Origin of the sequence: Sorangium sp. So ce1153 (genome assembly GCF_051521595.1) — a bacterium.
In the GTDB taxonomy this organism is placed as follows: Bacteria; Myxococcota_A; Polyangia; order Polyangiales; family Polyangiaceae; genus Sorangium.
In genome coordinates, this window is sequence record NZ_CP150361.1 from 11,946,620 (window position 1) to 11,966,486 (window position 19,867).

The 19,867-nt window shown below is 69.3% G+C and carries 13 protein-coding genes; 5 read left to right on the forward strand and 8 right to left on the reverse strand.

The genetic code is table 11. From position 1 onward, the window contains the following. Positions 1-76 precede the first annotated feature (76 nt). Entirely contained in the window at positions 77-2,092 is a 2,016-nt protein-coding gene (locus WME85_RS43395) for a hypothetical protein (protein ID WP_437830095.1), read from the forward strand. Positions 2,093-2,116: 24 nt separating this feature from the next. On the opposite strand, the gene WME85_RS43400 is transcribed toward WME85_RS43395, so the two are convergent. Continuing rightward, positions 2,117-3,439: a hypothetical protein gene (locus WME85_RS43400; protein WP_437830096.1), complete on the reverse strand. Its 1,323-nt coding sequence runs from the start codon at positions 3,437-3,439 to the stop codon at positions 2,117-2,119. Positions 3,440-3,536: 97 nt separating this feature from the next. Here WME85_RS43400 and WME85_RS43405 point away from each other — a divergent pair, with 97 nt between their 5' ends. Continuing rightward, positions 3,537-4,526, forward strand: coding sequence for a diacylglycerol kinase family protein (locus WME85_RS43405; protein WP_437830097.1), 990 nt, complete (start codon positions 3,537-3,539; stop codon positions 4,524-4,526). Between the two features lie 131 nt (positions 4,527-4,657). Next, on the forward strand, positions 4,658-5,620 hold the full coding sequence (locus WME85_RS43410) for an acyl-CoA desaturase (RefSeq protein WP_437830098.1): 963 nt from the start codon (positions 4,658-4,660) through the stop codon (positions 5,618-5,620). A 186-nt stretch (positions 5,621-5,806) separates the two neighbouring features. Here WME85_RS43410 and WME85_RS43415 read toward each other — a convergent pair whose 3' ends face one another. Continuing rightward, positions 5,807-7,492: a CTP synthase gene (locus WME85_RS43415; protein WP_437304946.1), complete on the reverse strand. Its 1,686-nt coding sequence runs from the start codon at positions 7,490-7,492 to the stop codon at positions 5,807-5,809. A 451-nt stretch (positions 7,493-7,943) separates the two neighbouring features. On the opposite strand from WME85_RS43415, the gene WME85_RS43420 reads away from it, so the two are divergent. After that, positions 7,944-8,843 (forward strand): fumarylacetoacetate hydrolase family protein, encoded by a 900-nt coding sequence (locus WME85_RS43420; RefSeq protein WP_437830099.1) that lies wholly within the window; start codon positions 7,944-7,946, stop codon positions 8,841-8,843. Between the two features lie 46 nt (positions 8,844-8,889). Here WME85_RS43420 and WME85_RS43425 read toward each other — a convergent pair whose 3' ends face one another. Then, positions 8,890-9,372 carry a hypothetical protein gene (locus WME85_RS43425; protein ID WP_437830100.1) on the reverse strand — a complete coding sequence of 161 codons (483 nt, stop codon included), beginning with the start codon at positions 9,370-9,372 and terminating at the stop codon, positions 8,890-8,892. Continuing rightward, entirely contained in the window at positions 9,369-9,881 is a 513-nt protein-coding gene (locus WME85_RS43430; protein ID WP_437830101.1) for a hypothetical protein, read from the reverse strand. The genes WME85_RS43425 and WME85_RS43430 overlap by 4 nt, the downstream gene beginning before the upstream one ends. A gap of 165 nt (positions 9,882-10,046) precedes the next feature. Between WME85_RS43430 and dacB the strand changes: the two genes are divergently transcribed. Next, entirely contained in the window at positions 10,047-11,621 is a 1,575-nt protein-coding gene (dacB, locus tag WME85_RS43435; RefSeq protein WP_437830102.1) for a D-alanyl-D-alanine carboxypeptidase/D-alanyl-D-alanine endopeptidase, read from the forward strand. A 169-nt stretch (positions 11,622-11,790) separates the two neighbouring features. Here dacB and WME85_RS43440 read toward each other — a convergent pair whose 3' ends face one another. From WME85_RS43440 to WME85_RS43455, 4 genes are all read right to left on the reverse strand, one after another. After that, complete coding sequence (locus WME85_RS43440; protein ID WP_437830103.1) at positions 11,791-13,275, reverse strand: sigma-70 family RNA polymerase sigma factor; 1,485 nt, start codon at positions 13,273-13,275, stop codon at positions 11,791-11,793. A gap of 1,443 nt (positions 13,276-14,718) precedes the next feature. Then, positions 14,719-15,081, reverse strand: coding sequence for a 50S ribosomal protein L20 (rplT, locus tag WME85_RS43445; RefSeq protein WP_436620638.1), 363 nt, complete (start codon positions 15,079-15,081; stop codon positions 14,719-14,721). 26 nt (positions 15,082-15,107) lie between these two features. After that, the gene (gene rpmI, locus WME85_RS43450; RefSeq protein WP_012239854.1) at positions 15,108-15,305 is read right to left on the reverse strand and encodes a 50S ribosomal protein L35; all 198 of its coding nucleotides are present in this window, start codon (positions 15,303-15,305) and stop codon (positions 15,108-15,110) included. 184 nt (positions 15,306-15,489) lie between these two features. After that, complete coding sequence (locus WME85_RS43455) at positions 15,490-19,296, reverse strand: DUF3857 domain-containing protein (protein ID WP_437830104.1); 3,807 nt, start codon at positions 19,294-19,296, stop codon at positions 15,490-15,492. Positions 19,297-19,867: the final 571 nt, after the last annotated feature.

The window sequence follows — 19,867 nt, forward strand, 5'->3', positions numbered from 1 at the left end:
CCCGGCGCGCGTTCGCCCACCGGCGGGCCGCTCGATCGCCGCTCCACGATTCATGGGTCCGTGGTAGGACCAGACGGTGCGCAGCCCGCTCCACGCCGTCCGTCCTTGCCTGACCGCGGCGCTCCTCCTCGCGGCCGGCCCGGCGGTAGCGGTCGAGCTCCCGAACGTCGGCGGGGAACCTGTCTCGATCGATGTCGTGAACACCGCGGCCGTCAGTTACCACTTCGACAACCGCAACGACGATCGCCGGTATCCTTCCCGTTACCTCGACGACAACTACGGAGAGATCCTCGATCGGCTGGACGCCCAGATCAGCTGGTGGCGCTTCCAGCTCGGCACGCGGCTCAACGCCTCTTTCTATGTGGCGAGGCCCTCGTCGACCAGCCTCGAGCTGCAACAGAAGGTCCTGGACGAAGAGGTCTCTTTCGCGCTCGATGATGCCGCGCGGGAGCTCCACTCCCGGTATCTGACGACGGTCTATCCGGCGAAGCTGTGGCTCACCTACACGCAGCCGAGCATCGAGGCCACGGTGGGCGACGTCTACGCCCAGCTCGGGCGCGGCCTCGTCCTCAGCGTGCGCAAGATGGACGAGCTGGCCATCGACACGACCCTGAGGGGCGGCAGGCTCGTGCTCGACAAGGACTTCCAGCTGTTCCGTCTCGAGGCCACCGCCATTGCCGGGCAGATGAACCCCCTGCGCGTGGACGACGCGAGCGGAAGGCGGCTCCACGGAGACGGGTCGCCGCTCTTCTTCGGCTTCCCTGGCGCCGACGATCTGGAAACGAGCGAGACGACGGTGGATGCGCAGGGGAACCCCCGCACCCGCCCGGTGATCGAAGCGGCGCGGCCGAACTACCTGGAGGACACGGTGGTCGGCGGACGCCTGGAAGCGGGCGTGAAGGGCATCGAGATCGCCGCGAACGGCGCGCTGCTGCTGCGCAAGTCGTACACCGAGGAGTTCAACCGGTGCCTGGCCGAGGGCGGCGCGGACCCGCAGGCCGCGCGGCGCCTGTGCGGCGGTGAGTTCCCGGAGTTCAACGTCGTCAGCGCCCCCCCTGCGCGGCAGCACGACACGATCCGGACATTCAGCGGCTCGGTGAGCATACCGTCCATCGCCGAGCGCGGGGATGTGTACGTCGAGGTGGCCGGCCAGCAGCTCCGCAGAGGTCACCTCTTCCGGGAGAACGTGCCAGCGGAGGACCTGTCGGGCTATGCCGTCTATGTGGCGGCGAACGGGCGCAGCGGGCCGCTCGCTGTCTCGCTCGAAGGGAAGCACTACCGCCGGTTCTTCCCCCTCTCGGCCAACATCGACGTCTCCGTGCTCTCGAACCCGGGGTTCAACGCGCCAGAGTTCGAAGGGGTGGCGTACAACCAGCCTCCGACCGCCGAGCCCGTCTACGTGGAGCCGATCGGATCCCCCAACGTCTGTGTAACGGGGGGCCGCGGGCGCGTCGACTACCGCTTCAACCGGGGCGCAGCCATCTACGCCTGGCTCGGTCACTATGTGAGCTTCTCGGAGCGCAAGGCGAACTACGAGTGCGAGACGGACGACGAGAACCGGACCGACACGTGGGACGCCGCGGCAGGCACCGAGCTCGACTTTGACCGCCGCCGCTCGCACGTGCGCGCGTGGGCTGGAGTTCGGCACTCCGATGAGGCCGATACCGACCACACCTTCTACAGCGAAGGTTACGTTCGCTACGACGTCGTGAAGCACCTCGCCGGCGCGTTCTCCGTCCAGCTGCAGGGCAACGGCCGTCGCCGCTATCGGCCAGAGAACTTCGAGTCGCCCTGGATCGAAGGGGAAAACTACCTCGCGCTCCAGTGGTCGCCCCACCTCGCTGCAATTTTCGGCCACGAGTACACGTCCGAGCTCGGGTGTGAGCCCGGCAAGGACGGCGACCTCTGCCACTTCTTCAACGGCGGGCTGCAGTGGAAATCCGGATCGAGGGAGACGGCGCTCGAGCAGATCGTCGACACGGTGCAGCTCTTCGTCGGCCAGCGGCGCGGGGGCCTGCGTTGCGTCTCCGGCGTGTGCCGGTTCTTCCCGCGGTTCGAGGGCGCGCGGCTCGAGCTCGTCTCGCGGTTCTGAGCCCGGGCGGGGCGCCGGCCGCGATCAGGACGCGCCGAGGATGGCGCAGGCCACCGAGGTCCTGACCTGGGGCTCGGCGTCGGCGAGGAGCAAGGCGGCGCGCGGGAGCTCGCCGAGCTCGACCAGGCCTGTCCCCGCCGCCTCGCGCACCGGGATCTCCTGCGATCGGAGGTCGCGCTCCAGGAGCGGCACCGCCGCGCGAACGCCTGCACGGGCGAGGACTCCCCGCGCGAGGACCGCGCGTGTCGAGGTTCCGGAGGCGAGCCTCATCAACCATGCAACGGCGGCGGCGCGCTCGCGCGCTGCGACGACGCGCGGCGGAGCGTCGATGTAGCGGGCGTTCGCGGCGAAGGCGACCGCGTCATCTGTATCGCGCTGCGCCTCGAGGAGCGCGGCCCGCGCCGCAGCGTCCTCGAGCGGCACGGAGAGGATCGCGTAGATGCGATCCCTGCTCTGGCTGGTGCGGAGGGCGTTGATCAGAACGGCGACCGCTTCCCCGGCGCCATCGCGGCCCGCGCGCACCAGAGCGCGCGCGGCGGCGATCGCGGGCGCGCCGCGCTGGGTCGAGATCGCCCAGAGGAGCTGCGCGCGTCCGCCGGCGTCGAGCGCGCGCGGCGCCGCCCATGCCTCGGCGATCGCTTCACGCCCCGGCTCATCCGCGAGGACCCAGATATCCCGCAGGGCCAGCACGATCTCTCGACCGCCGAGCGCGCCCGCGGCGCGGATCGCGAGCGTCCGCGCGAGCGGGTACGGGTCGAGCCGCGCCGCTTCGAGCAGCGCGCCCCGATCGTTCGGGTCCGCTGCCTCGCTCGCGGCGCGGAGCGCCGAGGCGCGCACCTCCTGATCTCCGTCCAGCATCCGCGCGCGGCGCAGCGCGCCGTCCTCGGCTGTGACGAGCGCGCGCGTCTGCAGCGCGCGGAGCGCTGCGTCCTCGCCGGGGTTCCGCCCCGCAGCCGCGTCGGTGGCGTACCGCTTCACGCCCGCGGGCTTCGTGAGCCCTGCCTCGAGGAGGATCATCGCTGCGGCCGTCGCCATGCCACCGGAGCCCTCGGCACGCTCGGTGAGCGCATCCTCCAGCGGGCGCGCGCACGTCCGGAGCTCGCGCAGGCGCTCGACCCCGGACGGCGGCGTGGCGCGGGCGATCTCCCCCTCTGCGACCGCGCGGGCGATCGCGCGCGCCTCATCGCTGTCCAGCGCGCCGCGCCGCAGCTCGTCGTCCAGGGTGCGGCGCAGCTCGTCAAATCGACCCGCCTCGGCTGCGCGAACCGAAGCTGATCTCGCGCAGCCGGCGACCGCGGCGAGCGAGAGGAGGCCGGCGAGGATCGACCCGAGGAGCACGCGGTGCATGAGGCGCCTCTTAGCGCGCCGAAGTTCGCGTTCGAAGCCCCTTCGGCTCGACCACCCCGGGAATCCGTTCTATACGGCGCGCTCACGCTCCGGCACCATGCGTATCGACGTCATCGCCAACACCCGAGCGCGCCGGTACCGGGCGAGGCCCGCGCTGATCGATCGCATGGCGGCCGCGTGCGCTGGCGGGGCGGAGCTCCACCCGACCTCGAGCGTCACAGAGCTCGCGGACGTCTGCGACCGGATCGCCCGACGGGGCACGGATCTCGTCGCGATCTCCGGCGGAGACGGAAGCTTCATGGCGGGCGTCACGGCCCTCGCCCGCGCCTTCGGCGAGCGCTCCCTGCCGCCGCTTGCCCTCTTGCCAGGCGGCACCGTCGCGACCGTCGCGCGGAACTGGGGGATGAGCGGCGATCCCGCTGCGCTCCTCGCGCGCATCGTCCGCGATCACCGCGACCTTCGCAGCGGCGCCGCTGTCCGTGGAGCCGTCCGCCGGCCCACCTTGCGCGCGCGCGCGACCACGCGCAGCGGTGTCGAGGAGCGCATCGGCTTCATCTTCGGCACCGGGCTCGTGGCCAGCTTCTTCGATGTCTACTACGAGCGCGGAGGTGACGGATACGCCGCCGCAGCGCGCATCGTGGCGCGGGTGTTCGTCGAGTCTTTTTACGGCGGCGCCTGCGCGCGCCGGGTCCTCGACCCGCTGCCGTGCACGATCGAGGTGGAGGGGCGGCAGCTCGCCCCGCGCGCCTGGTCGCTGATCTGCTCGTCTGTGGTGCGCGACCTCGGGATCCACATGCTGGTCACCTACCGCGCTGGCGAGGATCTCGACCGCCCGCACCTCGTCGCCAGCGCCCTGCCTCCCGGAGGCCTGGGGCCCCGGGCGCCGCTCGTCCTTGCGGGCTGCCGGATCGGCGGCAAGGACCACTTCGACGATCTTGTCCGTGATTTCACGGTCCGATTCGGCGCCTCGACCAGCGCGACGTCGCTCGACGAGGGACCTTATATCCTCGACGGAGATCCTCTCCGGGCGAGCGAGATCAGGATCTCCGCCGGGCCGTCCATCGACGTCATTTCCCTGCGCCGCTGACGTCGCGCGCTCGCCGGCTACGTGCGCCCGGGCTGTCGGTGCGCCGGGCGCTGCGTTGCATGACGGAATCGTGACCGGCGTCGTGAACCCCAGTGACGGGCATGCCCGATGCTCCATCCATCTTGGAAACCATGACGCAACCCCCTGCATCGAGCCCTACACGAGTCGTCGTACCGAAGCATGGCCCGAGCTTCGGTCAGCTCTTCAACGTGCTGGGGATCACCGCGATCCACGTTGGCACCGTGGTCGCAATCCTCCGGGGCGCCACCTGGAAGCTCGCGGCGCTCGCTGTGGCCACGTACTTCATCCGGATGTTCGCGATCACGGCGGTCTACCACCGATATTTCTCGCACCGGAGCTACAAGACGAGCCGCGGCCTCCAGTTCTTGCTCGCGTTGCTCGGGACGACGGCGACCCAGAAGGGCCCGCTGTGGTGGGGGGGAACGCACCGCGTCCATCACAAGTACTCGGACACGGAGCGCGACGTTCACAGCCCGCTCCGCAGGGGTTTCTGGTACGCGCACATGGGCTGGTGGCTCGGCCGCGAGCACGAGGAGCTCGACCTGAAGCGCATCCCGGACTTCGCCGGGTTCCCTGAGCTCCGCTGGCTGGACCGCTACCACGCGGTCGGGCCGCTCGGCCTGATCGCGCTGCTCTTCGCCGTGGGCGGCTACGACGCGTTCCTCTGGGGTTACGTCGTCTCGACGTGCGCGCTCATGCACGGGACCTTCACGATCAACTCCCTCGCGCACGTATTTGGATCGCGGCGCTACGCGACGACCGACACGAGCCGCAACAACTTCTGGCTCGCGCTCATCACCCTCGGCGAGGGCTGGCACAACAACCACCACCACTACATGAGCAGCGCGAACCAGGGCTTCTTCTGGTGGGAGATCGACGTCAGCTTCTACATCCTGCGCGGGATGGAGAAGCTCGGCCTGATCTGGGATCTCCGGATCGCGCCGGCGCACGTCCTGCAGCGGAACCTGCTGAAGGAGGTCGGCGAGCGTTCGCCGCTCCTCGCCCCCCAGGCCACGCCCGTCGAGCCGCTGGACGCCCCGCCCCTCGGCCGGCCGAGCCTCGGCGACGTCTGACGGACGCCCGCGACGTTTCCGACCTCCATGATCACGGACGGAGGCTGCGCAGGGCAGCTTTCGTCCGCAGGAGCTAGCAGCAGGCCGCTCCGCGACCAGCGACCGCACCACGCACATCTCGCGGCCGGGGCGGCGCTGGCCAGAGTCGCTCAGGATCTCTGGCGCAGACGCTCCTCGCGCGGGACGCTAGTTGACGGAAGAGGCAGCTTGCTGGGTATGCGCGGCGGCGGAGTCGCCGGGCTTCGGCTTCTCTGCCTTGTTGCGCTCGCGCTGCCGCTCCAGGCCGGCGCGCACGAACCGCGCGAAGAGCGGGTGCGCATTATGGGGCCGGCTCTTGAACTCGGGGTGGAACTGACAGCCCACGAAGTACGGATGGTCGCGCAGCTCGATCATCTCGACGAGCCGCTGGTCCGGCGACGTCCCGGAGAGCACGAGCCCCTTCTGCGTCATCGCCTCGCGGTACCTGTTGGCGACCTCGTACCGATGCCGGTGCCGCTCGCTGATGCTCGTCTGCCCGTACGCCTCCGCGGCGACCGAGCCCTTGTCCAGCACGCACGGGTACGCGCCGAGGCGCATCGTGCCGCCCTTCTCGACGACGCCCTTCTGATCGGGCATCAGGTCGATCACCGGGTAGGCGGCGTTGCGATCGAACTCGACAGAGTTCGCCCCCGTCATGCCGCAGACATGCCGCGCGTACTCGACGACCGCGAGCTGCATGCCCAGGCAGATCCCGAAGAACGGGATCTTCTCCTCGCGCGCGTAGCGGATGGCCTCGATCTTCCCCTCGGTGCCGCGGTCGCCGAAGCCGCCGGGCACGAGGATCGCGTCGAGGTTCGACAGCAGCTCGGCCGCACCGCGCGCCTCGATCTGCTCGGAGTCGATGTACTCGAGCTCGACCCGCACGTCGTTGTGGAGCCCGCCATGGACGAGCGCCTCGTGGAGCGACTTGTATGCGTCGCGCAGGTGTACGTATTTGCCGACGACGCCGATCTTCACGGTGCCGCGAGACGGCTTCTTGAACCGCTCGACGATGCGCTGCCAGGCCGACAGGTCCGGCTGCCTCGCCCAGATGTTGAGCAGCTCCGTGATCTTCTCGTCGATCCCCTCCGCGTGGAGGACCAGCGGGAGCTCGTAGATGCAGTCGACGTCCACGGCCGCGATCACGCAGTCGACGGCGACGTTCGAGAAGAGCGAGATCTTCTCCTTCATGCTGCGCGGGAGCGGTCGGTCGCAGCGACAGAGGAGGATGTCCGGCTGGATGCCGATCTCGCGCATCTCCTTCACCGAGTGCTGGGTCGGCTTCGTCTTCAGCTCGCCCGCCGTCGCGATGAACGGCACGAGCGTGACGTGCACCGAGATCGCGTTCTGCGCGCCCGACTCCACCTTGAGCTGCCGGATCGCCTCGATGAACGGGAGCGACTCGATGTCGCCCACGGTGCCGCCGACCTCGACGATGGCCACGTCAGCGCCGTCCGCTGCAGAACGGATGCGCAGCTTGATCTCGTCCGTGACGTGCGGGATCACCTGCACCGTCGCCCCGAGGTACTCGCCGCGGCGCTCCTTCGAGATGACCGCCTCGTACACGCGGCCGGTCGTGAAGTTGTTCTGCCTCGTCATCCGGGCGAGCGTGAAGCGCTCGTAGTGCCCGAGATCGAGATCGGTCTCCGCGCCGTCGTCCGTGACGAAGACCTCGCCGTGCTGGTACGGCGACATCGTGCCGGGATCGACATTGATGTACGGGTCCAGCTTGAGGTGGGTAACTTTCAACCCACGGGACTCCATCAGGGCCCCGATCGAGGCCGCAGCCAGTCCCTTGCCGATCGACGATACGACTCCGCCTGTGACGAAGACGAATTTGGTCCGCTTGCTCATGACCCATCGCTCCGCTGCGCCGTGTGCGCGCCTGTAACCAGTTCCTCGATCGGCGCTCAAGGGGTGAGCCCGCCGAGGTTCGGCTGTCCACGGCAAATGCCTTGCCCGGCTTACAAGCCGCACGGCCCCGTCAACAGGACCGAAGCCGGAGGACCCCCCGCGAGGAGGGATCCCGCACCGGCAACAGAACCGGACCTGCCGTACGAGCCCATCTACAACCAGAAGGGCCCGCGGCAAGCCTGCGCGACGTGATGCCGCTCTGAATCCGCCGGCATTCTAGGCCGCTCTCCAGGCGCGTCAATGCAAAGGGTAATCCGATCTCCCGGCCCGGGCTGCGCGCCGCGGGAGCAGGCGCCGTCGGCGGGACCGCCACCGCGGGGATCCCCGTCGCCCTGAGAGCTTCGGCGACCCGGGGTGGTACGCTCCGCCGGCGCCTCGACCCGGCCGTGCCATGAGAATCGCCCACGTTTTCCAGCTCGCGACGTCTACCCCGATCGTCGCGCTGGAACGCGACGGCGCGCTCTACGACGTCGCGGAGCTCGAGCGCCACTTCGGAACGAAGCTCGCTGACATCCCCGGCGTGTCGGATTTTCACACGCGCGTCGTGGCCCTTCGTTGTGCCGGTCTTCACGCGCTGGATGACCGGCTGCTCAGCGGGGATCGTCCCTCCTCGGCGCAGCTGCACCCCGACAGCATCCTGTGGCTGCCGCCCTGCGCCACCGATCGCGCCGCGTACATCCAGCTCGGCCCCTATGCGCACGACGCCGATCGCCCCTGGTACCGCTTCGGCAACAGCCGCGCGCTGCTCGGACACGCGGCGGCGATCCCCTTTCCGCCGCTCGAGGACGAGCCTGCCTACGAGCTGAACCTGGCGGCGCTCCTCTGCGAGGATCTGCGGCGCGCCACCCCGGACGAAGTGGAGCGCGCGATCGCGGGCTACGCCGTGCTGAACGACTGGACGGCGCGCAGCATCGAGGCGCGGTTGCTGGCGCGCGGGCTGCCCCCCTCGGAGGCGAAGGACTTCGCCACGCAGCTCGGCCCGGTGCTCGTCACGCCTGACGAGCTGGGCCCGGTCGAGGCGCTGCGGACCCAGGCCCGCGTCGACGCCGAGGCGCGCGCGTGTTCACGCGTCGGCGAGTGGACCTTCTCGTTGGCCGAATCCATCGCGTACATCAGCAACCAGGTCGAGCTGCGCGCAGGCGACGTGGTGGGAGCAGGCCGGGTCTCCGGCGGGATCGCTGACCAGCACGTGCCGTACGGTGCCACCGTGGAGCTCATGATCGAGCGCATCGGACGGATAGCTGGCAAGCCCGTCCGCGGCCCCGCTCCATCGCCGTGGCGCCGTCGGTGAGCGGCGCCAGCGCGCCGTGCCGTGGTGCCCGTGGTTCCCTGGCCGATCAAAAGGTGCCGACGACGCCGATCCCCATCCCCGTCGCGGTGATGACCGGAGCCGCCCGCACCGTCAGGGCCGGGGTGCTCAGGGGTCGCGCCGAGGGCGCCTCCGTGGTCATGAAGATGCCCTCGCCGACGAGGCCGAGGCCAGCGAGCTGCGCGAGCCCACCGATGACGGTGAGCGCGCCGCGCACGTACAGCTTCGCCCCGCAGTCGGGATCGTCAGCGGCGCAGCCGTTCTTCGCGAGCGCGAGCCAGGGGCCGGCGATCGGGATCTTCAGCTCGCTCGACCCGGGCACCTCGGGCCACGACGACGCGGCGAGGAACGCCGCGCCGTAGGCGACCGCCGTCACCGCCACCCCGCCGAAGATGAGCTTCGCGCGCACCGACGACGGCGGGTGCCGTGCAGGTGCCGGCGGCTCCTCTGCGTTGGCGGTAGCAGCGGTCAAAACGAGCGCAGCCGCGAGGGCGAGGACGGCGCTCTTCATGGAGTCTTCGCGCTGGAAGACGCGGATCCGGCCTTCTTGGCCGGCAGCTTCACGGTGTAGGGGACCTCGAGCGGCTCGCCCTCGAACGGCAGCACGATCTCCCCGACGAAGGCGCGCTTGACGCAGGCTTCGGCAGGCGTTCCTGCGAAGGGTGGTCCAACCAGCACGTCGATCACGCGCCCCTTCTGGCCGTCGAAGACGACCTTGACCTCTCCCTCGCCGGTCGGCGCGTTCGGCACGACCTCGGCGCAGTTCGACGCCTTGTCCCCCCCGCGCCGCAGCGCGATCTCCATCTGCTTCTTCTGATCGGCGTTGAGGCCGCCGCCGCTGTCCTGCGACGCGCTCGCCTCGCTGTCGGAGCTGTCCGTCTCGGCGGGCGCGCCCTCGCCCGAGTACGCCTGATCGAAGTTGTAGTCTTCCCCTGCCTGCTTGGGCTTGGCGCCCGCGCATGCTGACGCCGCGAGAAGAATGAGCGGCAAGAGCGCGCGGGTCGAGTGCTGCTGGGACACGGTGTCCTCCCTTCGAACAGAGCGTGAAGAAGTGCCTGCGCGCACCCTAGCAAGCTCTCCTTTGCGAGGACAACCCCGACCACGCGTCCGAACTGCCGGGCTGCGCCGAACGGTCGACCGGAGGAGGCGCCCGCGGCGGAGACATTGTACAGCCGGAGAGCCGTCATGCCTCGACTCACCCGCCGGACCGTCTCCGTGATCGCGCTCCTGCTCTCGTCGACCCTCGCCCGCCCGGGCGGCTCGCAGCCGAGCGACGGCAGCCAGGGTGCCGCAGAGCGCGCGGCCAGCACCGCGAGACCGACGCAGGAAGCGCCCGGGGGCCCGGCCGCGCCTCCGTCGCCCCTCGCCGCGCCTCACCCTCAAAAAATTGACCCAGGCCGCACTCGAGAGTCGCTCGAGAAGCTCACCGCCGACGTACGACGCCTGGGGGGGCGAGTCGGCGTGCTCGCGCTCGACGTCGCCAGCGGAGCGCCGCTCGCCGCTTTCGATGAGCGCGGCCTGTACAATCCCGCATCGAACGCGAAACTGTTCACGGCAGCAGCCGCGCTGCGCCTGCTCGGGCCGAGCTACCGCTACCTGACCGGCCTCTACGGGGAGGCATCGAGCGGAACCGTCGCGGAGCTCGTGCTCCGAGGCTCAGGCGACCCGTCGCTCAGGACGCGCGATCTCTGGGAGATGGCGCGCGATCTGCGCGCGACGGGCGTCCGGAAGGTCGCAGCGATCGCGGTGGATCAAGGCTACTTCGACGCGCGCTACGTGCCTCCGGCGTTCGAGCAGCAGCCGGAGGAATGGGCGGCCTTTCGCGCCCCGGTCGCGGCAGCGTCGCTGAACGCGAACACCGTGCTCTTCACGGTGCGCCCGTCGAAGGCAGGCCAGGCAGCGTCCATCGCGATCGACCCCCCTGGCTTCGCCGTGCTCCGCGGCAACGTGACCACCGCTCGGCGCGGCACGCCGGAGAAGATCGGGATCCGACTCGAGCCGAACGGCCAGCGCCTCGCCGCACATCTCAGCGGCAACATCCCGGAGGGGGGCCGCGCGGTGAGCCTGGCGAGGCGCGTCGACGATCCCCGCCTCGTCGTGGCGTATGCGCTCAAGGAGATGCTGCAGGAGGTCGGCGTGGAGATCTCCGGTGAGGTGCGGCTCGGCGGCGAGCAACAGAAGCGGCTCCTCGTCGCCCACCGCTCGGCGCCCCTCGGCGAGCTGCTCTCTGCCCTCGGCAAGGACAGCGACAACTTCTACGCAGAGACGATCTTCAAGACGATCGCCGCAGAGAAGCGCGGTCGACCCGGCACGGCGGAGGCTGCGGCGGAGCTGGTCGGCGCGACGCTCAGCGAGCTCGGCGCCTCGCAAGAGGGTGTCCTCTTGAAGAACGGCTCCGGCTTGTTCGACGCCGACCGCGCGTCGCCTGAGTCCATCGTCCGGCTGCTCCGTGCCGCGCTCCTCGATCCGGCGCTCGGCGCCGATTTCATCGCGCAGCTCGCGATCGGCGGCGTGGATGGGACCTTGCGCGGCCGCTTCCGCGGGTGGTCGAAGCAGCGCGCCATCCGCGCCAAGACGGGAACCCTCGCCTCGGTCGTCGCCCTCTCCGGCTACATCCTCCCGCCACCCGGCCGACATCCGATCGCCTTCGCCGTGCTCGCCTCCGATATCCCGGGGAAGATCGAGCCGGTACGCAGGGCCATCGACGACTTCGTCGGCTCGCTCGCCGACGAGCTCTGGAAGGGTGCACGCGCGCCCTGACAGAGCGCGCGGTCTCAGGGCGATGCGCGTCGTGCCCACGATGAGGCACCGGATCTCCGCTCGCTTGGGCGCGCCCCCGCGAAAGAAGCGTGATCAGGGCGGCTCGAGCAGCGCGGCCGCGCAGCATGACGCTGCGCGGCCGCATCACCGCGATCGCTGTGCGCGCCGCTCAGTAGTCGCGCATCTGCTTGCGGATCTTGCCGAGCGCCTGCTCCTGGAGCTGACGGATGCGCTCGCGCGACAGGTTGTACTTGTCGCCGATCTCCTTGAGCGTGAGCTCGTCCTCGTCATCGAGGCCGAAGCGCCAGCGGATGATCCGCGATTCGATCGGCGTGAGGGTGGTCAGGAGCCGCCGGACCTCGTCGCTCCACTTCCTGTTCGCCAGGTGGTCGAACGGCGACAGGGCGTTCTCCTCCTGGAGGAAGTCGATGAACTTCCGCCCGTCCTCATCGCCGACCGGGCGGTCGAGGGAGAACGGCGTCTCCGCGTAGAAGTCCTTCACCTTGTCGAGCTTCTCGCGCGGGACACCCGTCTCCTTCTCGAGCTCCTCGATCGTCGGCTCGTGCCCGGTGCGCGCGATGATCGCCTGCGTCGCCCGCGCCACGCGGTTGTACGTGTCGAGCATGTGGACCGGGATGCGAACCGCCCGGCCCTTGTCAGCCAGCGCGCGGCTGATCGCATGCCTGATCCACCAGGAGGCGTACGTCGAGAAGCGGTAGCCGCGGCTGTGGTCGAAGCGCTCGACCGCTTTCATCAGCCCGATGTTGCCTTCCTGGATCAGGTCGATGAGCGGCAGACGACCGCGGTTGTAGCGACGCGCGATCGAGACGACGAGCCGCAGGTTGGCCTTCACGAAGCGGTTCTTCGCGTCGTGCTGCGCCTGGAAGGTCCGCTCGACCCGATCGAGATACCGGCGGTACGAGCTCGACATCGGGAGCCTCGGCCGCGTGGGACGGGTCTCCTCGGGATCGCTCACGTCGTCCTCGAAGTCGGGCTCCCGAACGAGATCGCGCGCGATGGTGAAGGCGCGGGCCATCCAGAGGCGATCCGAGTCCGGGAGGCGGACCGCCGCAGCGAGCTCCTCGGAGAGCTGGGCCCACGGCTTTTCCTGCTCGGGCAGGAGCTTCCCCTTCTGCTTCTTCGCCGAGCGGACGAGCTTCTGCATCTCCGCGATCTGCGGAGCCTTCACCTCATCCTCGCCGGCCTTGGCGACATCCTCCTCGAGCGCGGTGAGGATGTGCTCGGCCGCAGGCAGGTACGAGAGCAAGGCGACCCAGTGCTCGATCTCGGTACGCTCTACCGCGCGGGCGGTGTCGAGCTCCTCGTCGGGCCCCATCACGGGGTGCAGCGCCATGTCGCGGAAGTAGCGGGCGAGCATCGAGTCGCCCCCTCCGTCCTCGACGTCCTTCAGCTCTCGATCCTGGCTCCTCGCGCGCTCAGGCTGGGGCAGCCGGTCGAGCGGGCCGAGGTCCAGGTCGATGAAGTCAGCCGCCCGATCCTCGTCGAGGATCTCCGCCGGGCGGGGTCGCACGACGGTCTCCTCCGCCTGGTCGTCCTCCAGGAGGTTGAGGGCTGCGATTTCCGGCGTGGCCGTCCCACCCTGAGCGAGCGGGTCGCCCTTCACTACAGTGGCGTTGCTCTTCGTCGACCTCATGGCGGCTCCCTCCACGGTGGTAGCTCCTTGAAAGTGCGAGCGCGGCGACTGGCTGTCCCCGAATTCTTCGACCTCGGAGACCCCCGAATCGGTGGTCTGCGATGCCGCCCGCCGGGGAGCCGATGCTGTCTCGGCCCCCTGCGAGCTCTTGGATGCCGCGAGCCGCGCAGAGGTACCCACAGCGGAGGACTTGGCGTTTCTCCGCGCAGTTTCTGGACGGCGGGCGGTCGACGTGCTCATCTTGGTCTTTGTGTCGGCGTTCACTTCTAAACGGCTGACCTTGCGAGATTGAAATGCCTCGTCACCTTTTGACGGCGGGCGAGGCGATTTCGTGCCAAACAGGGAGCAGGAGCTGACTGAAGGAGCCCCTGTTGAAACTGGCAACCGCTGGTGCTTTCTTTTGATTCCGGTCGAACTCTTCCCGCTAGAGGCGGGTCTGCTCTTGCAGAGTGATGCTTTTGCGCCAGCTCCCGGTGGCAGCCCAACTCCTGAAGCAAGAACAGTGCCTTTTTTGGCGTGCGTTCCGTGTTCTCCCGTTTGAGAGCTCGACCTGGGTGCGGTATGTAGGCCGCGAGGCGCCGTCCGTGCCGTATCGAGCGAAATGTTTCGCTGCGACCGAGCCGAACTGCATGGCTGGGTACGCTTCCGAAGACGCAACAACATCGGCAACCTGTCCTTCTTGGTGGCACCTCGAGTCCGCCAGCCTCCGACGAATTGGTGGGCCGCCCTCGCCGCGCGGACAGGGGGATTCCTTTATCCTTTCCAGCGGGTGGAGTGGCTGGGCCTGACTTCTGAGGCCGTTCTCTCAGTGAGCTTCGATGTTTCCTGAACCTGGGCCTCCCGATGGCGATGTCGAGCCCTCACCCGACGGCCAAAGGCGGAGAAGATTATTTTTCGCGAGATAGTGCCTGGAAATTTAGTATTTCCAGCCATTGGCTCAGGTCTGACGGAGACCGCGACCACGAACGTGCCCGCGGAAGACAGTCAGGAATGCCCTTCGGTTCCTCAGGTGCTGAGGCTGGGCCCGCTATCCCACATCAGATCACATTCTGCTGTCTGAGTTGCCCGGTCGTCTTCGCTAGCTGGGTCGAGATTCACCCTGGCAACAGGGTCATAGGGTGCCATCAAAGATGCGGTTCAGGGCGTGCAGGAAGTGCACACTGTGCATCTGTTTGGTACCGATTCGCCTCACCGCAGGAGAACGGCTGACGGCGCGATGTGAACGTCTCGCATCAGCTCGTCGCCCTCACGAGGACGCAGCGGGGGCATCCAGGTCAGCAACGCCGATCCTGGGCGCGCGACTGTTTACGCAGCTTTAGGTGCCCGAATTTATTCGGGATTCAAGCGACTACCGAGTCGCTACGAGCCGGGCGGCCTCGGCCAGGTTCAAACCTGACGCATGGCGGCGCTGAAACAGCGCCGAGCTGGCCGCCCCTGGGGGTATCACTTCGCTGCGGCAGGCGCGGAGGCGAGCTTCGCCACAGCACCGAACGACGCGGGATCGTGGATCGCGATCTCCGAAAGGATCTTCCGGTCGAGCGCGATGCCTGCCTTCTTGAGTCCGCTGACGAGACGCGAGTACGTCGTGCCGTTGAGGCGCGCGGCAGCGTTGATCCGGGTGATCCAGAGGCGGCGGAAATCCCGCTTCTTGAGCTTACGGCTGATGTAGCCGTACTCCCAGGCGTGACGAAGAACCTCGACCGCTTGACGGAAGCGGTTCTTCCTGCCGAGGAAGTAGCCCTCGGTCTGGTTGAGGACGCGGTTACGACGGCGACGGGCCTTGAACCCTCTTTTTACGCGCGGCATTGAAGCTTTACCTCAGGGTTCCGGGGTCAGCCGTAGGGAAGAAGCAGCTTGACGCGCTTCTCCATCGCCGAATCGACCATGTCGTTCTTGCGGAGACGACGCAGGCGCTTCTTGCTCTTCTCCTGCATGCAGTGGTTGAGCCCGCCCTTGCTGCGGCGGATCCGGCCAGAGCCGGTCACCTTGAACCGCTTGGCTGCGGCGCGGTTGGTCTTCATCTTCGGCATGATGCCCTCGACCCGAGTGCCTACGCTCCCGGCGGCCCCCCTCCGAACCACCGGAGAGGCTGTTCTGTGCCGCAGGGATGCGTAGAGGGGGCGCTTTATGGCGATCCGGCGCTGGATTGTCAAGGTCTGCCGTGGGACCTACCCGGGGGAACCAGCGCGACGGAGCCGAGAGGCTGGGCCTCGCTCACTTGCCGAGCACGACCCGCTGGCCGAAGGCGCGGTCCGCCGTCTCGCAGAACGTTCGGAAGGCCATGTACTCGGACGGCTTGATCCGCGACTTCGTGAGGGAGATCTGGCTGCGGACGACGACCTTGCCCGCGGCCTGCTCGACCGAGATGGAGAACCTGCCGAACGGAGTGTCCAGGTCCTGGGGAAGCGGCGCCCTGGTGACGCGCCAGCCCTGCGGAACGCGGATGGACCACTCCTCCTGGCGCGTGGTGAGCGCGGGGAGGATCACGTCGCGGGTGCGCGTGGACAGGGAAGCGAACTCGGTCGCGAGGCGCTGCGTGGGGACCGCGGGGATCGACAGGCTATCGCCTTCCTTGCGAGCGAGCGCGACAGCCTTTCCCCGAGCCCGCAGCTTCACCGGTTGCTCGATGTCCTCGAGGTCATTCACCTCCACCCCCGCCTTGCCAGCAGCAAGCTCGACCGTACCGAAGTCCGCGGCGAGGTCACGGCCTGCCCGGTCGCGGCGCGTTCCCTCCGCCATGTAGCGGGTCCGCCACTCCGGAGCGAACGCGCCGGCCACCTGGGTGTCGACGCCGAGCTGGGCTGAACCGTCGGCGCCGAGCGCTATGTCGACGGTCCGGTGCACAACGGAGGCCTCCGGCGCAGGCTCGGGGAGGCGAACGAGCTTCGGCTTGCCCTCGTTGACCTGAAGCGCCATCGCGCCGCGATCCATGATGGGCAGCTCGGTCGAGCCCGAGTGCTCCGCCGTTCCGTCGAGGTAGAGGTCGAGCGAAGGCACATACGCGATCGCATGGTCGAACGGGGCAAGGCTCGCGGGCTCCGGCTCGATGCCCCCTCGCATGCGGGTGCGCACGAGGACGATCGTCGCCGGGATACCAAGCTCCCGGAGCATGGTGACGATCAGCGTCGCCTTGTCCTTGCAGTCGCCCCAGCCGCGAGCGAGCGTCTGCGCGCACCTCCTCGGGCGGATGCCCTCGATGCCGAACTCGAGCGCCACGTACCGCGTCTCGGTCGCGTACTTGTAGATCGCGCGGACCTTGCTCAGATCGTCGGAGAGGTTCTTCGTGATCTCGCGCACGCGCTTGCGCACCTCGTCGTCCACGTCGAACTGCTCTCGCGCGAGGCCCCAGTACCAGGAGCCGACCTCGTCCCAGCTCTTGAAGGTCGACACGTGAACGTGCGCGAGGAGCTCGGACCACGCCGGCATCGCGGGCTCGGGAGCCACCGGCGGGACAGAGGTGGCGGAGAAGCGGAAGATGCGCCGCTCGGCGTCCTCCTTCGTCTCGCGCACGAGGCCCGGGAGGTTGGACGCGAAGATGTGGAACTGCTTCGCCTTGGGGGTGATCAGCACGTACTCGCTGCTGGCGATCGGCTCGTCCCCCTGGAGGTACTCGATCTCGCCGAAGTGATCGGCGATCTCGTTGCGAGGGCTCACGTCGTCGATGCGGTACCGAAGCTCCACGACGTCGCCGGCGTTGAGCCGCGGGAAGCTGACGTAGAACGTGCGCGCTGAGGTGTACATCGCGAGCGCCGGGTTGTTCGCGCCCGCTTCACCGCTCTCGATGGCCCCGTCGACCTTGCCGTCTGCCCGGTAGACCTTGGCGGCGCGGAGGCTCACGGTCTGGCGCTCGGCCTGGTACTCGAAGGCGTACTGCCGGGCGCTCGCCGCGGCCTCGTCCGTGAGAGGCTGGAACACCACCTGACGGAAACGGCTGGCGAGGCCGTTCGGGAAGACGGTGGTGACGGTCAGGCTGCGCAGCGTGCGCTTGGGATACTGCCGGTCAGCGCTGCGCCGCATCGGGAGGAAGCGCTCGGGCGCCCAGGCGTACGCCTCGTCGGCGCGCGGCTTCGGCGGCTCGATGTGCTCGATGTACTCGCGCACGTCCTTCACCTGGGGGCTGATGGCCAGGATCTGCTGGAGCATCTCCAGCTGCGCCTCTCGGTTGCCCTCCTCGCCGTAGAGGTCCGAGAGCGCGCGCAGCGTGCCGATGTCCTCCGGCGCCATGGCGAGCGCGCGCTGATGGGCGGCGAGCGCTCGGTCGCCCTGGCCGAGCGCGCGGTACGTGCGCGCCGCGACGGAGCGGGCCCAGACGGAGTCAGGCTCGCTGCGGAGGAAGCGCTCGAGCCAGCGCTCCGCGCCCGCCGGATCGCGGCGCGCCACCGCGAGGTCGACCTGCTGGTGCAGGAAGCTCGAGTCGTCGAAGCGCAGCGCCGCGTAGCGCGCCTCCATCTCGGCGGCCTCCGTGTCGCGGCCGAGGGCGCGGAGCTGCGCCGCCGAGGCGCGGAGCAATGAGACGCTGTTCGGCTGCCGCGCGAGCGCTCGCTCCAGCGTGGCGAGCGCGGTGCGCTTCAGCCCCGCCTCCACGTACAGGTCGACAAGACCGAGGATGGCGGTGACGTGGTCCGGGTCGGAGGCGAGGATGCGCTCGTAGATCGGAGCGGCTTCCCTCCAGTTCGGGCTCGTCTGCGCGAGCCGCGCCTGGGAGAGCAGGACATCCACGTCCTCGCGCCCGGGGCCCGCGAGCCCAGCGGCGCGCTCGATCCACGCGCGCTGCTGGTTTCTGTCCTCCGACAGCTGACCGGCGAGCAGGTAGCGACGCACGCTCGGCTCGGCCTCGGCGGAGCGGCGCGCGAGATCGCGCGCCCTGTGCTCGCCCTCCGCGTCGCCGCCCGTGAGCATCAGGTACCGCGCGAACGCCTCGAGGACCGCAGGCGAAGGCCGGCCGGCGCTCGCTGCGCGCTCGAACGCCTGCATCGGCCCCTCGATGGCGGGCCCACGCGCCGCGCGCGGCGCGCCCGGCCCTCCCACCTGCGCCCGCGCCTCGCTCGCGCGCTTTGCGCCGGCGGCTTCCCCTTGAGGCGTCGTCACCTGCGTCCCGATGTCGGAGGTCACGTCCAGCTCGAGATCCGGCGCCCCCCTCTCGTCGCCGATGCGCAGCGCGAACTTGGGCGCCGATGCGCCTCCGCAGACCTTGATCGTCAGGCGGTTGTAGCCGGGCTTCAGCGCCACCGTGGTGGCGAACCGATCGATGTCGAGCTCGCGGTACCCGGGATCGGCCAGGATCTTCTCGCCGTTCCAGAACAGCTTGAACGCGCCGTCCGCTCCGACCCAGATCGATACAGGTCGAGGCGCGCGCGTCCCGACCTTCGCTCGGACGAACGTCGTCGCGTAGCCGCAGATGCCCTCCACCGGACGGATGAAATCGCCGAAGTCGAACCACCCGTACTGCGGCGCCTCGGGCGGCACGCGCCAGCGCACTGCCCGCGCTTTGCCGTCGTACGTCCTGCCCGTCGCGATCGGCTGATCGAGCTCCTCCTCAGGCCCGAACGCGCGATCGAAGCCCCCCTTGTTCTCGTTGTCGAAGGGGCCGATCGTCGCCCAGCGGCCGATGAACCCGAGCTTCTGGACCCTCGCGACGGCTCCGTCGAGATCGCCTCGCCGCCTGCGCGCATACGCCGAGAGGAGCTCGGCATAGACCCGGGTAGGCGCGCTGGTCGCGCCGCCCTCCGCGATCGATGCGATCGCTTCCTCGACCTGCGTCGGATCCGCGCGGTCCCACGTGCGCCAGAGCTCGCGCAGCGCACCGTAGACCTCCGGACCTCTCGCCGCGCGGACAGCCGCGTGCGCGGCGAGCACCTCGGGGTGAACCGCGCCGAGCTCGGCGCGCGCGTCTGAACCGATCGACGCGGCGCACACGAACGCCGCGGCCCCCGCGGTGATCACGCGGGACACGCGCTTCCTCGTCGTCCCGGGGTCGAGCTCGATCTTCCGGGGCTCGGTCCGGCTGAGCACGTCACGCATTCAGGGCGCTATCCCGTGGCCGAAGCCATCGGTCAAGCGCAAGCCATGGCCGCAGGAGGGCAGCAGCGGCCCAGGTCAAGTGGTCACGCCCACGGCGCCGGCGGAGCTCACGCAGCTGGACCACGGTCCCGGGGCTCGGCCGCCGAGCAGCTCGTTCATGAGCTCGGCATGCGCCCCCCGCGGTGACCCAGGGTCCTTCGTCGGGCTTCTGCCCGGCACACAGCGGCAATGGCGGAGCCCCCTGCGACCAGCGCGCCCCGAGGAGAGCCCGGCCGGAGCCGCTCGCGCTCAGGAATTTAAGTTAACAATTTCCAGCGTTTACAGCGAATACCCTCCGGCTTGCAGCCGCAGACCGGCACCCGGGAGGCGCCGGAGCGGCAGGCCCCTGGGGTCAGGGGTGGGAGCACGCGCCCTCGGGTCCGGGGAGGGCTCGGAGGGGTCCGGCTGCGCGATCCGCAAACTTCCAGAAAGGGCCGCCTTGCTCCGCCGCACCTGCTTCGGATAGAAACGTCCCAAGATGTACGGGCGCACGGTCGAGGAGCAGTCGCACTGCGCGCCGCGAACCGGTCAT

Bases quoted from the DNA above. Each gene is read 5' to 3' on its own strand.
- WME85_RS43400 (WP_437830096.1), bottom strand. From the start codon at position 3,439: ATGCACCGCGTGCTCCTCGGGTCGATCCTCGCCGGCCTCCTCTCGCTC.
- WME85_RS43405 (WP_437830097.1), top strand. From the start codon at position 3,537: ATGCGTATCGACGTCATCGCCAACACCCGAGCGCGCCGGTACCGGGCG.
- WME85_RS43410 (WP_437830098.1), top strand. From the start codon at position 4,658: ATGACGCAACCCCCTGCATCGAGCCCTACACGAGTCGTCGTACCGAAG.
- WME85_RS43415 (WP_437304946.1), bottom strand. From the start codon at position 7,492: ATGAGCAAGCGGACCAAATTCGTCTTCGTCACAGGCGGAGTCGTATCG.
- WME85_RS43420 (WP_437830099.1), top strand. From the start codon at position 7,944: ATGAGAATCGCCCACGTTTTCCAGCTCGCGACGTCTACCCCGATCGTC.
- WME85_RS43425 (WP_437830100.1), bottom strand. From the start codon at position 9,372: ATGAAGAGCGCCGTCCTCGCCCTCGCGGCTGCGCTCGTTTTGACCGCT.
- dacB (WP_437830102.1), top strand. From the start codon at position 10,047: ATGCCTCGACTCACCCGCCGGACCGTCTCCGTGATCGCGCTCCTGCTC.
- WME85_RS43440 (WP_437830103.1), bottom strand. From the start codon at position 13,275: ATGAGGTCGACGAAGAGCAACGCCACTGTAGTGAAGGGCGACCCGCTC.
- rplT (WP_436620638.1), bottom strand. From the start codon at position 15,081: ATGCCGCGCGTAAAAAGAGGGTTCAAGGCCCGTCGCCGTCGTAACCGC.
- rpmI (WP_012239854.1), bottom strand. From the start codon at position 15,305: ATGCCGAAGATGAAGACCAACCGCGCCGCAGCCAAGCGGTTCAAGGTG.
- WME85_RS43455 (WP_437830104.1), bottom strand. From the start codon at position 19,296: ATGCGTGACGTGCTCAGCCGGACCGAGCCCCGGAAGATCGAGCTCGAC.